The organism is Mesorhizobium sp. M1050, assembly GCF_040318715.1.
Lineage (GTDB): Bacteria > Pseudomonadota > Alphaproteobacteria > Rhizobiales > Rhizobiaceae > Mesorhizobium.
This window is the reverse complement of the sequence record NZ_JAMYMV010000016.1, coordinates 1-13,885: the sequence shown is the minus strand read 5'-3', so window position 1 is coordinate 13,885 and position 13,885 is coordinate 1. Positions and strand designations below refer to the sequence as shown.

At 62.3% G+C, this 13,885-nt stretch carries 11 protein-coding genes; 4 read left to right on the top strand and 7 right to left on the bottom strand.

What is annotated here, in order from left to right:
* Positions 1-24 precede the first annotated feature (24 nt).
* From NKH57_RS11955 to NKH57_RS11925, 7 genes are all read right to left on the bottom strand, one after another.
* Positions 25-249 carry an aa3-type cytochrome c oxidase subunit IV gene (locus NKH57_RS11955; protein WP_023761460.1) on the bottom strand — a complete coding sequence of 75 codons (225 nt, stop codon included), beginning with the start codon at positions 247-249 and terminating at the stop codon, positions 25-27.
* Between the two features lie 205 nt (positions 250-454).
* Entirely contained in the window at positions 455-604 is a 150-nt protein-coding gene (locus NKH57_RS11950) for a DUF3096 domain-containing protein (protein ID WP_013528205.1), read from the bottom strand.
* Between the two features lie 116 nt (positions 605-720).
* Complete coding sequence (locus NKH57_RS11945; protein ID WP_352944372.1) at positions 721-1,428, bottom strand: N-acyl amino acid synthase FeeM domain-containing protein; 708 nt, start codon at positions 1,426-1,428, stop codon at positions 721-723.
* Positions 1,429-1,726: 298 nt separating this feature from the next.
* Positions 1,727-4,042 (bottom strand): putative bifunctional diguanylate cyclase/phosphodiesterase, encoded by a 2,316-nt coding sequence (locus NKH57_RS11940; protein WP_352944370.1) that lies wholly within the window; start codon positions 4,040-4,042, stop codon positions 1,727-1,729.
* A gap of 136 nt (positions 4,043-4,178) precedes the next feature.
* Positions 4,179-7,673 carry an indolepyruvate ferredoxin oxidoreductase family protein gene (locus NKH57_RS11935; protein ID WP_352944368.1) on the bottom strand — a complete coding sequence of 1,165 codons (3,495 nt, stop codon included), beginning with the start codon at positions 7,671-7,673 and terminating at the stop codon, positions 4,179-4,181.
* A gap of 184 nt (positions 7,674-7,857) precedes the next feature.
* Positions 7,858-8,394 carry a hypothetical protein gene (locus NKH57_RS11930; protein ID WP_352727249.1) on the bottom strand — a complete coding sequence of 179 codons (537 nt, stop codon included), beginning with the start codon at positions 8,392-8,394 and terminating at the stop codon, positions 7,858-7,860.
* Complete coding sequence (locus NKH57_RS11925; RefSeq protein WP_023761455.1) at positions 8,387-8,998, bottom strand: CGNR zinc finger domain-containing protein; 612 nt, start codon at positions 8,996-8,998, stop codon at positions 8,387-8,389. Before NKH57_RS11925 ends, NKH57_RS11930 begins: the two co-directional genes overlap by 8 nt.
* 148 nt (positions 8,999-9,146) lie before the next feature.
* On the opposite strand from NKH57_RS11925, the gene NKH57_RS11920 reads away from it, so the two are divergent.
* The 4 genes from NKH57_RS11920 to NKH57_RS11905 all read left to right on the top strand — a co-directional run bounded on the left by NKH57_RS11920 (position 9,147) and on the right by NKH57_RS11905 (position 13,646).
* Positions 9,147-10,052 carry a branched-chain amino acid ABC transporter permease gene (locus NKH57_RS11920; protein ID WP_352727247.1) on the top strand — a complete coding sequence of 302 codons (906 nt, stop codon included), beginning with the start codon at positions 9,147-9,149 and terminating at the stop codon, positions 10,050-10,052.
* Between the two features lie 189 nt (positions 10,053-10,241).
* Positions 10,242-10,826 carry a TRAP transporter small permease subunit gene (locus NKH57_RS11915; RefSeq protein WP_352603295.1) on the top strand — a complete coding sequence of 195 codons (585 nt, stop codon included), beginning with the start codon at positions 10,242-10,244 and terminating at the stop codon, positions 10,824-10,826.
* Complete coding sequence (locus NKH57_RS11910) at positions 10,826-12,598, top strand: TRAP transporter large permease (RefSeq protein ID WP_352485807.1); 1,773 nt, start codon at positions 10,826-10,828, stop codon at positions 12,596-12,598. The genes NKH57_RS11915 and NKH57_RS11910 overlap by 1 nt, the downstream gene beginning before the upstream one ends.
* 19 nt (positions 12,599-12,617) lie before the next feature.
* The gene (locus tag NKH57_RS11905; RefSeq protein WP_352603356.1) at positions 12,618-13,646 is read left to right on the top strand and encodes a zinc-dependent alcohol dehydrogenase family protein; all 1,029 of its coding nucleotides are present in this window, start codon (positions 12,618-12,620) and stop codon (positions 13,644-13,646) included.
* Positions 13,647-13,885 lie beyond the last annotated feature (239 nt).

Genomic DNA, 13,885 nt, shown 5'->3' with positions numbered 1-13,885 from the left:
TCCGTGGACAAAAAGTCGGAAAATCTATCGGAGAATAAGGGCGCCGACGGCCATAATCAGCGCGAACAGGATGGTAGCAGAGAAGAAGCCGCCCGCGAAAAAGCCGAAAGCCATCGCCAAGAGCAGGGCTCCGCAGAAAAGCGATCCGTATTTGGCCAGCCTGAGGAAGCCCGCATAAGTGCGATCATGCTCGGCATAGTCCATCTTCGCGCCCAGTTCGACAGGACCGGTCGGCGAGTGATCAGCCATAGGAATACCCCTTCGAAGACATCTTTCAGGCACATAGCGAAAAGCCGGGCCGAGAGCAATGGCGCTATTGCCGCATCGCAGCCGACAACTGCCTCAAGGGAAAATTGAAGCCGGCTGCCGACGCGACGCCGCGCTCGACACTGGGTCCGGCCGCCTGATGTGGAAAGATACTTCGAAAGCGTCGAGGCGGGGCGCTTGCGCTGCCTCAACCGGCAAGATGCGGGAAAAGCCCGAGCAGTCCGACCACGATCAGATAGAGCGCGACGATATAGTTCAACAGCCTTGGCATCACGAGGATCAGCACGCCGGCGATCAGCGAGATGAGCGGGGTGAGCGCTAGCGTGGAAATGGTCATGTCGGGTTCCTTCTGGCAAATCCGTCGAAATGGAGACGCGGAGCGTCAACGCGCCGCCTTCATCAGAACGCCTGTCTGGCCGGAAAGCTCCGGACGCTCCGCAAAAATCGGAAGCCTCAGGCGGCGTCGCGATAATATTTCGCTGTTGGAACAATCGACAGGGGTGTCAGTCGGTTGATGGCCGGATTGGCAAACATCAGCCGCTGTTCCATCGGCGTCGACCTGAAGAATGGGAACCGTTCGAGCGTCAGTCGCATATTCTCGCCGGCGCGGATTTCGAACAGTGCGATCTTGGTAAGAACGCCCGGAAATACTTTTCCCTCGGTCCTCTGCACAGCATTGAAGTAACGGGAATAAAAATTGGAATGCTCGATCTTGACCGGCGTAAGCACCGAGTTCTGGCCAAAATAGCGCGAGGCCACCATGGCTAGCCTGAGGGTCAGGAAAGGCAGCACTCCGGGCGCCGGCGCACCGTCAGGATCGGTTGCGAAGCGGGTTCCGTCGATGAAGGTTTCTCCGCGGGCAAGTCGCTCGATCAGTATTTCCGGATAGGCATCGACGGAGGGCGAATTCGGGTGCTCGCTGGAAATGTAATGGAAGCGGATCGTGCTGACCAATTCGCCATAGCAATAGACACCGAACCGGTAGGAATTGGGCAGATTGTCCCAGCGATCCTCGAACATCCCGCTGGCGATTGGGCCGCACATGCCTGAGCGCAGATAGGATTTATAGCGAAGCCGGTAAATCGCCTCCAAATCCTCGCCTCCGGTGATGAGGCGATAATCGACATGCTCCAGCAGTTGCATAATCGATCGATTCAGCACCGAATCCCCGGCTGCGCTGACCGCGCCGGACGTATTGCTTGCAGCCCTTGCAGCATCCATCATCTGTCCTCGAAATTCCGCCTACGCACAAGCTATTCGAGTAAGAATGAGACACAAGCTGAAATTTAGATGTTGTTGGTTTACCTTCTGTTAACCTTAACAGCTGAGCCGCCCACTTGAGAATGTATTTGATGAGGAACGCGCCCTGAGAAGGATGTGGATCATTGCCCCCAGACATCGCACCTCCAGCAACACAGGTGCGTGAGCTCAGCCAACGCTTGAGCCGTCGGTCACGGCGCTATCTGGCTGTCCGTTTGCCGGTGAGGCGCAGGTCAGCGGCGAAAGGCCAAGTGACATTCGACATCGTCTCGATACCCGACGCACTGAGCGCGGCACCGAACAGGAAGCCCTGAACGAGATCGGGTTTGACCTGCAAGGCCAAGATCTTGAGCTGCTCGAAGGTCTCTACGCCTTCGACAGTCACGGAAAGCCCCAGGGGCCGCGACAGGTTGACGATGCCCTTGAGTAGTTCCAACGAACGCGGGTTCTGGGTGACGTCCATCAGGAATGAGCGGTCGATCTTGATCTTGTCGAGCGGCAGCTTGTGCAGATAGCTCAGGCTCGAATAGCCGGTGCCGAAATCGTCGAGAGCGATGCGCACGCCAATCTGCTTCAATTCCTCGATGTACTGGCGTGTCAGAGATTTGTCATCGAGCAGCGCCGTTTCGGTGACCTCGATTTCCAGCCGGCCAGCGGCGAGGCCAGAGTTCGCCAGCGCATCCCGGACCTTCTGGATGACATCGCGGCTGCGGAAATCCTTGGCGGAGAGATTGACCGAGACACTGGTCTGGTCGGGCCATTTGGCGCATTCGGTACAGGCTGCCTGCAGCACGAAGGTGCTGATCTCGGAAATGATGCCCATTTCCTCGGCCAGCGGAATGAAGATGCTGGGCGAGATCGGCCCGAGATCGGAATGGTCCCAGCGGCAGAGCGCCTCGCAACCGGCGATGCGCATCGTGTTCATCGCCACGATCGGCTGGTAGACTACCCGCAATTCCTTGTTTTCCACCGCGCTGCGCAGATCCGCCTTCATCAGCTGGCGGTTGCGGAACGCGGCGTCCATTGCCGCCTCGAATAGCCGCCATCCGTTCTTGCCGAGTTCCTTGGCCTTGTAGAGTGCCAGGTCAGCCTTGACGATCATGGCGTCGACATCGGTATCCTTCACCCGCGACAGCACCGCGCCGCCGCTGGCCTGGATGCGCAGGCCGTGACCGGCAACGTCCACCTCCCCCTGCAGTCCGGCGAAAATCTCGTCGAGCTGGCTTGTCAGATGGCTCTCATCCTCGACTCGGTCGAAGAAGACCATGAATTCGTCGCCGCCGAAACGGCTGACCGTGATGCCTTGCCCGGCAATGGCTGCAAGCCGCTCGGCAACGGCGTAGATCAACCCGTCGCCGATCGGATGTCCAAGCGTGTCGTTGACGCTTTTGAAGTCGTCGAGGTCGAGCACCGCCAGCCCGCAGAAACGGTCGCGGTCGCCGGACGCCATGGCCTCGCCGATCAACTCGTGGAAATAGGCACGGTTGGGCAGGCCGGTAAGATTGTCGTAACGCGCCATGAAGCGGATCTTGTCTTCCGCCTCGACGCGCCCCGTCACGTCCTCGAAGGTGATGACGCCCAGCTCCTGGCTGCCTTCGCGTGCCGAAAATTCATAGTGCTGGCCGTTGGCGAGGGAAACAAGCACCTTGCGGTCGCGGCCCTCGCGCAAGGCGCGCGTCAACTGGGCCTCGATGTAGCGGCAATCCTTCGGTGCCAACATGCCCGCGGCGACGCCACGCAGCAAAAGACCGTGGATGGATCGCCCAAGCAGCGCATCCCCGGACTTGAGCGACATCAGATGGGCAGCTTCGGCATTGGCTACCGCCACGCGGCCGTCGGGGCCGAGCATGACCAGGCCATGTGACATGGTGTTGAGGGCGCGATCGAACCTGTGCGCGAGCTTCTTCGCTTCCTTGTGACCGATGACCGCCGAGAAAAGCACGTTGCGGACGTGGTCGGCGCTGTTGATCGTGATAAACGTCAAGGGGATGATCATCAGCCCCAGAACGACCGAGGGGATATCCATGCGCAGCAAGAGTGCAAGTGCTGCCGGACCAATGAAGGTCACGGAAAAAATCCGCACCATGAGCGGAGATCCGTAGTTCCGGCCAACAACCGTCACCAGGGTTGCGATGGCCAGCGACGTCGCGGCCAGTTCGGCAAAGGGATCTGGATACACATAGATCGATATGAAGCACAGCGCGCCCAGGCCGAGGCCCTGCAGGCTGCCCTTGAGGATATAGTTGCGCTCCCACTGCTGCGCCTCTTGGACATTGGCTATTACACCGCCCGCCTTTTGGAAGTCGCGAATGCCGAAATAGCGGAAAAGGCTGATTGACAGCAGACTAAAAGAAAAAGCCAGGAACAATGAATCGTGCGTGCGCAAGTAGATCATGAATCCTAGGATCCAGTAGCACACGCCGCCAATCACCAGCATGTGAGCGTTGTCGAACAACGACCGCACAAACTGGATATAAACATCCGCCGGGATGTTTTCGGTCTTTGTTCTGCCCATATCGTCGGCCCAACGCTAGGCCTCGTCATCCCACATCCGCCTTAAGAAAGGCTTAGAACAGAGGCTTTGGCTCGGTTGCCGCAAGAGCGCAAAAGCAGGACAGACCGGGAAATCGAGCTTCAGGTAAACAAGGCCTTCACTCGGCGGCCCGAAGTGCCGCCCCCGCCGGTGCGTTTGCGAGGCGCTGGAGCAACCGCGAGCGCTCGCCGGCCGCCTGTTTGGCACTGGCTTGCCGGACATGGCCATAGCCGCGAATGAGAGCCGGCACCGACGCCAGCGCAACCGCCGCATCAACGTGGGCTGGTGCCAGCGCTCCGGCGATTAGCTCCAGATCCGCCTCGTACTGTGCCAGAAGCTGTCGCTCCATGCGCCGCTCGGCGGTGTAGCCAAACAGGTCGAAGACCGTGCCGCGCAGGCCTTTCATCGCTGCCAGCAGGCGAAAACCCTTCATCATCCAGGGGCCGAAACTCGATTTCCTGGGTTTGCCGTCATTGCCGCGCCGGCCCATGATCGGCGGCGCGAGGTGGAATTCGAGTTTGTCGTAGCTCTGGAACTGCTTGCTCAATTCGGCGGCAAACGAGCCATCGCTGTAGAGCCGCGCCACTTCGTACTCATCCTTGATCGCCATCAGCTTGAACAGGTTCCTGGCTGCGGCTTCCGACACCGCGGTCGAACCGGGCACCGCCTTCGCTTCGGCGGTTCGCAACAGGGCCAGTCTTTCGGCATAACGCCTGCTATAAGCGCCGTTCTGATAGGCGGTCAGGAATGCGACGCGGCGGGCAATGATGTCGTCCAGCGTCTCGGCGACGTCCGCAGCGTGGCCGGTCTTTCCAGGAACGGTTGGGCCCGGCTGGGCGACGAGGCCGCGCACGAAGTCCGGCTGATGGGCAGCACGACGGCCCCAGCGGAAGGCGGCGATGTTCATCGCCACGGCTTCGCCATTGAGCTGGATCGCCTTCTCGACCGCCTCGGCGGAGAGCGGCAAACCGCCATGCTGGAAGGCAAAGCCGAGCATGAACATGTTGGCGCCGAGTGAATTGCCGAAAAGTGCCGTGGCGGTGCGGGTGGCGTCGAAGAAATGCGCCTTGTCGTCTCCGGCAGCAGTGCGGATCGCTTTCTTCAGGCGCTCTATCGGCAACGAGAAATCGGCCGAACGGGCAAATTCGCCGGGCATGATCTCGGCGGTGTTGGCGAGGAAGATGGTGTGGCCCTCGCGCACCGCGGTCAGCACCTTCTTGGCGCCCGACACGACGAGGTCACAGCCAAGCACGAGATCGGCCTTGCCGGCCGAAACGCGGATCGCGTGGATGTCGTCCGGGGTGCGGGCGATGCGGACATGGGTAAACACCGAACCGCCCTTCTGGGCAAGGCCGGCCATGTCGATCATGCCGCAACCCTTGTCCTCGAGATGTGCGGCCATGCCAAGCACGGCACCGACGGTGACCACGCCGGTGCCGCCGACACCGTCGATGATTGCCGCCCAGCCCTGTTCGCCAAGCGCGAATTCGGCGGGCGTCGGCACGCCGTCGAGCGGGTTAGCCTTGCCGGCAAGGCCTTCGGCCTTGCGGATCTTGGCTCCGTGCACGGTGACGAAGGATGGGCAGAAGCCATTGACGCAGGAGAAATCCTTGTTGCAGCTGGACTGGTCGATCCTGCGCTTGCGGCCGAATTCGGTCTCGACCGGCTGGATCGAGACACAGTTCGATTGCACGCCGCAATCGCCGCAGCCTTCGCAGACCAGCTCGTTGATGAAGACCCGCTTGTCGGGATCTGGGAATGTGCCGCGCTTGCGGCGGCGGCGCTTTTCGGCGGCGCAGGTTTGGTCGTACAGCAAGACCGATACGCCCTTAACGTCCCGCAGTTCGCGCTGGACGAGATCGAGATCGTCGCGGTGATGAATGGTGGCGCCGGCCGGGAATTCGGCCTTGCCGGCATATTTGTCGGGTTCATCGGTGACGATGGCGATGCGGTCGACGCCTTCGGCCCGCACCTGCCTGGCGATCATATCGACGGTTAGGCCACCTTCGTGCGGTTGGCCGCCGGTCATCGCGACGGCGTCGTTGTAGAGGATCTTGTAGGTGATGTTGGCGTCGCTCGACAGTGCAAAGCGGATCGCCAGCGTGCCTGAATGATTGTAGGTGCCATCGCCGAGATTCTGGAAGATATGGCCGCGCTTGGAGAACGGCGCCTGGCCGACCCATTGCGCGCCCTCGCCGCCCATCGCCGTGAAGCCGAGGGTATTGCGGTCCATCCACAACGCCATGAAGTGGCAACCGATACCGGCAGCGGCGATCGAGCCGTCCGGCACCTTGGTCGAGGAGTTGTGCGGGCAACCGGAACAGAAGAAGGGTGTGCGCGAACCGATGTCGGTGGCGTCGGCGAGCATTGCCTGGAACTGCCGCAGCTTTGCCACCCGCGCCGAAATCTCCTCGGACGGGCCGATGGTCCTGACAATCCTCTCGCCAAGCGCGATGGCGATCTCGTTGGGGTCGAGCGCGCCCTTGGCAGGGAACAGCCAGTCGCCGCGCTCGTCCTTCTTGCCGACAATGACGGGCTGCGTTGCGGTGCCGTAGAGGCTCTCGCGCAGCTGTACCTCGATCAGCGAGCGTTTCTCCTCGACGACGACGATGGTGTCGAGGCCGCGGGCGAAATCGGCGATGTGATGCAGATCGAGCGGCCAGGGGCAGCCGACCTTGAACAGCCGCACGCCGATGCGGTTGGCGGCCGCCTCGTCGATGCCGATGTCCTCCAGCGCCTGGCGAACATCTAGATAGCTCTTGCCCAGCGTGATGATGCCGATCTTCGGGTTGCGGCCGCCCGAATAGACAATGCGGTTCAGCCCATTGGCAAGGATGAAGGCCGAAGCCGCGGCACGCTTGTGCTCATGCAACCGTTGCTCCTGGCCGAGCATATCGATCTCGTGGCGGATGTTGAGACCGCCAGGCGGCATGTCGAAATCCGGCACCACGATGTTCAGCCGCCCGAGCGAGGCATCGACCGAGGCCGTCGATTCGATGTTGTCCTTGACGCATTTGATCGCCGTCCAGGTGCCGGCAAAGCGCGACATGGCAAAGCCGTAGAGCCCATAATCGATGATCTCCTGGACACCGGCCGGGTTGAGGATCGGCACCATGGTGTCGACGAACAGGAACTCGGTGGCATGGGCGTTGGTCGAGGATTCGGCCATGTGGTCGTCGCCCATCAGGGCGAGCACGCCGCCATGCTTGGACGAGCCGGCGAGATTGGCGTGGCGGAACACATCGCCGGATCGATCGACACCCGGCCCCTTGCCATACCAGACCGAAAAGACGCCGTCATAGGTGCCCTCGCCCAGCAGCTCCGTCTGCTGCGCGCCCCAGCAAGCGGTGGCGGCCAGTTCCTCGTTGAGGCCTGGCTGGAACACGATATCGGCCTGGGCGAGCTGTTTCTTGGCCTTCCACAGCTGCATGTCGAGGCCGCCGAGCGGAGAGCCGCGATAGCCGGAGACAAAGCCGGCCGTATTCAGACCGGCGCGGCGGTCACGCTCGCGCTGCATAAGAAGCATGCGGATGACCGCCTGCGCGCCGGACAGGAAGATGCGCTCCTTTGCCAGGTCGAACTTATCGTCGAGCGCGACGTCATGCAGCGTCATCAGGAATTTCCTCTGCGGAGGCCGCGCGGGGGCAGGCGGCCAGCGTCGGGATCGGATGACGCATCCTTTCTCCCCTTGCAAGGCAGGTCAAACAAAATCGCAGGTGCCAGGCAACGCAGAACGAACAGCTGGCGATCATCGCTGCGGGCATTGCGCGGCGCTCAACCGCGCTGGCAGTGGCGGGTCAGGTACCCTTCGAGCAATCCGGCTTCGGCTGGCCCGGCAGCTTGCCGTCGGGATGGCCGACGAGATCGGGATTGGCCGTATAGAGCTGGTCGATGACCAGCGGTCGATCGGGCAGGATCGACTGGTCTTCCGTCGACATCAACGTGGTGTCGATCTCCTGCAGGACCGCACCGTCGGCCCCCTTGATGCTGATGGCAATCGCATAGGGCTTGTTCTTGACGACGCAGGTCAGAGCCGGGCTTTCCAGCGTCACCTTGTCGAGCTTCGGCCAGACCTTTTGCTCGACCACCAATGGCGCGCCGCCGGCCGGGTCCTGGAAGCTGGCGACCGCCACCTGGCCTTCTCCCATCGGCTTCAGCGGCCGTAGCGTCACCACATAGGTCGCCCTGGCGAGGCGGTAGTTGAAGACGAATATCTTGCCGGAAATCTCGAACAGCTTGCCGTCATCGTTGCCGGTGTCGCGGCAGGCGCCGAGCGCAACGGCGGCGATGAGTGCTGCACCGACGACGACCGAACGGGAAAAACCTTTAAGCATTCTTGACCTCATTTTCCGCCATGCGGCGGCGACGATAGTGACGACTTGCCTTCTGGCGGTTGCCGCACACCGCCATGTCGCACCAAAGGCGGCTGGAATTGCGGCTTCTGTCGACGAACAGCCAGGTGCAGTTGGGACAGATTCTGAGCCTTGCGGTGGTGTCGTCGCGCAGCAGCGAGAGCGCCGAAACCGCCAGCGCCGTCTCGAAGGCGATCGGCGTCACCGGATCGCCGAACGGCCTTCCCGGCGCACCGATCTCGGTCCGGCTGCCGGCCAGGCCATCGGAGCAGGCTGTGAGGAAGCCCGGCAAATCGGAGGTTGCAATCGAACCCTTCGATACCGCCCCACGAAACAGCCGGTCCGTCGCCTCGCGGATCGACAGCACGACGGGTGCAATCGTCTCTGGTGACGGCGCTGCCAGCGGCCTGCCGCCAAGCTCGGCGGCGCGAAAGCGGCTCGCCGCATCGGCGAAGCGGGCAATCTCGGCCGGATCATCGAAGCGGTCGAAAGACCTCTGCGGATCGCCGCGCCGCACGACGGTGTTCGCCGTGTCGAGCGCAAGCAGGCCGCCAGTGAAGCGGTGCGGTGTCCAGGATACCGTCATGCCAGAAATCTAACCGATAAATCGCGTTTGACAAGTTAGTTTCAGCGATGCAAACCTTACCGCAGGGTGCGGTCTCCGCAGCCTTTTGAGCATGTCGTCGTCACAAAGCCACTTCGCACTTTTGGGCGACATGCTCCGAGGATTTCGCATGCTCTATTTCTTCCAGCAGGTGCTGAACGGGCTGCATTCGGGCGCGCTCTACGCGCTGCTCGCCTTCGGCTATGTGCTGACCAACGGCATCCTGCACCGCACCAACCTCGCCTATGGCGCGCTGTTCGCCTTTTGCGGCCAGACGATGATCCTCACCGCGGCCTTCGGCTATCAGGTGCTGTGGCTGACGCTGCTCGCGGCGGTGGCGCTCGGCGTCGTCGCGGCTTTCCTCTATGCCGCACTGCTCAGCCACGTGCTGTCCCGCAGCGTCTTCGAACCCTTGGCTGACCGTACACCCAACGCGATCGTGGTAACGACGCTCGGCATCCTGTTGCTGTTGTCCGAGGCGAGCCGCATCGCGGCCGACACGCACGATTTGTGGCTGCCGCCGATGCTGGCACAGCCTGTCGTTTTCGCGCACGGCGCGACCTTCAAGGCGACGCTGACGCTTATCCAGCTCATCGACTGCGCGGTGGCGCTGGCGACAATCGCCCTGGCCAGCTGGACGTTTGCCCGTTCGGGCTTCGGCCGGCGATGGCGCGCCGTTTCCGATGATCCCAAGGCAGCCGCGATGTGCGGCGTCGACGTGCGCGCGGTGTTACGGCATGCTGTGCTGTTCGGCGGTTTCTGCGCCGCGCTGGCCGGCATCATGGCCGGCCTCTATTACGGCAATGTCAGCTTCGGCTCCGGCCTCGTCTACGGGCTGAAGATCCTGTTCGTGACGGCGGTCGGCGGCTATCTCTCGCCGCCGCGGGCGGCGCTGGGCGCGGCCGCTTTCGGCATGGCCGAATCGCTGTGGACCGGCTATTTCCCGGTCGAATGGCGCGATGCGTGGATGTACCTGTTCCTGGTCGCGATCCTGGTGCTGATCGGCGCCGGCCGCGACACCGGCAAGATTGCCTGAACCGCATCAGACTTTGGTTGCATGACGCGGGGCAGAGAGCCGGTATCCGCCCAACTCTCCCGTGCAATGATATCTTGCCGCCGCTATCCTTGTTGACCCGTCAGTCCACGCACGGCATACCGTTGGACCACGTGGCGTGACGGACAATAAGGGGGAGCCGGCACGCCTCCGACATACAGGGAGGAATGCATGGCAGGGCTTCTCGCTCTATCCAGGACCATCGATCGTGCGAATGAGTTCATTGGCAAATGGGTGTCGTGGCTGATCCTGCTGGCGATCCTGGTGAGCGCCGCCAACGCCATCATCCGCAAGATGTTCGACATATCCTCGAACGCCTGGCTCGAGCTGCAGTGGTATCTGTTCGGCGCCGCCTTCATGCTGGCCGCCGCCTATACGCTGAAGCAGAACGAACATATCCGCATCGACATCGTCTACGGCCTGTTTTCACGCCGCGTGCAGCACTGGATCGACCTGCTTGGCCATCTGCTTTTTCTGATGCCGTTCGTGACGCTGATGGTGATCTATTTCGTTCCCTATGTGTCGCTGTCGTTTCGCAGCGGCGAAATGTCCAACAATTCCGGCGGGCTCATCATCTGGCCGGCCAAGGCCATCCTGCTCATCGGCTTTTTCCTGCTCGCGCTGCAGGGCGTCTCCGAGATCATCAAGAAGATCGCCATCATGCGCGGCGACATGGACGATCCCAACCCGTTCATATCTGTGCATGAGCAGGCCGAACTCGAAGCCAAGGCACTGGCCGACGAGGTGCGCTCGTGATGGAGTTCATCGCCCAGAACATGGCGCCGATCATGTTCGCATCGCTGATCATCTTCCTGCTGATCGGCTATCCAGTCGCCTTTTCGCTAGCCGCCAACGGCTTGATGTTCTTCTTCATCGGCGTGCTCCTCTCGCCCTATTCCGGTGGATCGATCAACCTCGCCTGGCCGCTTCTGCACGCACTGCCGGATAATTTCTACGGCAGCCGGGTGATGTCGAACGACACGCTGCTGGCCATTCCGTTCTTCACCTTCATGGGCATCGTGCTTGAACGATCGGGCATGGCCGAAGATCTGCTCGACACGATCGGCCAGCTGTTCGGGCCAATCCGCGGCGGCCTCGCCTATGCGGTGATCTTCGTCGGCGCCCTTTTGGCGGCGACCACCGGCGTGGTGGCCGCGTCCGTCATCGCCATGGGCCTGATCTCGCTGCCGATCATGCTGCGTTACGGCTATGACCGGCGCGTGGCGGCCGGCGTCATCGCAGCGTCTGGCACGCTCGCCCAGATCATCCCGCCGTCGCTCGTGCTGATCGTCCTCGCCGACCAGCTCGGCCGTTCGGTCGGCGACATGTATGCAGGCGCGCTGATCCCGGGCCTCGTGCTCACCGGGCTCTATATGTCCTACATCCTGATCATGTCCTTCATCCGGCCGAATTCGATGCCGGCGCTGCCGCTCGAGGCCCGTAAGCTCGGCCATGGCGTGATGTCCTTGCTGGTGGCGCTGGCGGTCACATCAGCGGTTTCCTACGCGGCGTATCGCTATCTGGCGCCGACGCATGGCGACAATGCCGACATTCTCGGCGCCACCGCCGGAGTGCTCTTTATCTACATTGTGGCCATTGCCGACAAAGGCCTGAACTTCAACATGATGTCGAGGCTCGCGCAGCAGGTGATCATCGTGCTGATCCCGCCGCTGGCGCTGATCTTCCTGGTGCTGGGCACCATCTTCCTCGGCATCGCCACCCCGACCGAAGGTGGCGCCATGGGCTCGGTCGGCGCCTTGATCATGGCGGCGGCAAAAGGCAGGCTGTCGCTGGACGTGGTCAAGCAGGCGCTGACCTCGACGACGCGGCTGTCGTCCTTCGTGCTGTTCATCCTGATCGGCGCGCGGGTGTTCTCGCTGACCTTCTACGGCGTCAACGGCCACATATGGGTCGAACACCTGCTGATCTCGCTGCCGGGCGGCGAGGTCGGCTTCCTGATCGGCGTCAACCTGCTCGTCTTCTTCCTCGCCTTCTTCCTCGACTTCTTCGAGCTCGCCTTCATCATCGTGCCGCTGCTGGCGCCGGCCGCCGACAAGCTCGGCATCGACCTGATCTGGTTTGGCGTGCTTCTGGGCGTCAACATGCAGACCAGCTTCATGCACCCGCCCTTCGGCTTCGCGCTCTTCTATCTGCGTTCGGTTGCCGCCCGCGTGCCCTATCTCGACCGCCTCACCGGCAAGCAGATCGCGCCGGTAACCACCGGGCAGATCTATTGGGGTGCGGTGCCCTTCGTCTGCATACAGGTGATCATGATCGGGCTGACCATCGCGTTCCCGCAAATGGTGATGCACTACAAGGGAACGACCGTCGATCCGGGCACGATCGATTACAAAGTGCCGGAGGCACCCGGCTTGTCACCGCTGGGCACACCATCTGCCGGCGGCACGGCACCAGCCGCTCCCGCCGCGCCCGATGATCTGTCGCAGCCGCCGAGCTTCGGCGAACCGGCGCCGGCCCAACCGGCGGCACCGCAGCCGGATCTGTCGCAGCCGCCAAGCTTCAACTGAACCCGGCATGGGCAAAATCATGAAGGCGGTTCGGCTGGAAGCGGTGGGCAGCATCGCGCTGCGCGAAGTCGACAAACCCGATATCGGGCCGGACGAGCTTCTGGTGCGTGTCGAAGCCTGTGGCGTCTGCGGAACCGACCGGCATCTGTTTCACGGTGAATTTCCGTGCACGCCGCCGGTGACGCCCGGCCATGAGTTCTCCGGCATCGTCGAGGCGATCGGAGCATCCGTATCCGGCTTTGCCATTGGCGATCGTGTCACCGGCGACCCCAACATCGCCTGCGGGCGTTGCGCGCATTGTCATGCCGGACGGGTCAACCTCTGCAGCAATCTGCAAGCCATCGGCATCCATCGCGACGGCGGTTTTGCCGAATATCTTGCCTTGCCGCAGAAGCAGGCTTTTGTCCTGCCTGTGGGCCTGGATCCAATGCACGGTGCATTCTGCGAGCCGCTAGGCTGTTGTCTGCATGGCGTGGACCTTGCCGCGATCAGACCAGGCAGCTCGGTGGTCGTGCTTGGCGGCGGCGTGATCGGCCTGCTCACCGTGCAACTGGCTAGACTGGCCGGGGCCACGACCATCGTCCTGTCGACCAGACAGGCCTCGCGGCGCGCGCTCGCCGAGGAACTCGGCGCCACGACGACGGTCGATCCGACCGCCGCCGATGTCATCGAAGCCATCGCCGGACCAGCCGGTCTGGTGCCGGGCGGAGCCGACGTGGTGTTCGAATGCGCAGGCGTGCGAGAGACCGTCGAGCAGTCAATGCGGCTGGCCCGCACCGGCGGCACGGTCGTCGTCGTCGGCGTGACGCCGCAAGGCATGAAAGCGGAATTCGAGCCCTTCGACCTGCTGTTCCGGGAACTGAAGGTGCTCGGTTCCTTCCTCAATCCCTACACCCATCGCCGCGCCGCCGAACTCATTGCATCGAGTGCAATCGAGATCGACAGGCTGATCTCCAGGCAGGTGCCGCTCGAAGACGCGGCAGCGGTGATCGCCAATCCACCGGCGCCCGGCGAGGTCAAGGTGCTGGTGGTGCCCAGCCAGGGCTGAGTGGCTACCGCAGATTGTTATACGAGCGTTTGCGCCGCCCCTCATCGCCCTGCCAGGCACTTCTCCTCGTATAGTGATGGGGAGAAGGTGCCGGCAGGCGGATGAGGGGCGGCGCAAACTTCAATCCTTTGCCGCGCAAGCCCTAGGTCTCTCTGTGTCGGTAGCACACGATATGTCCGGTTTAGGTAGCACACGATCTGTCCGGTAAGTCTTGACCTTTTAAACGGGGTCAGGATGCG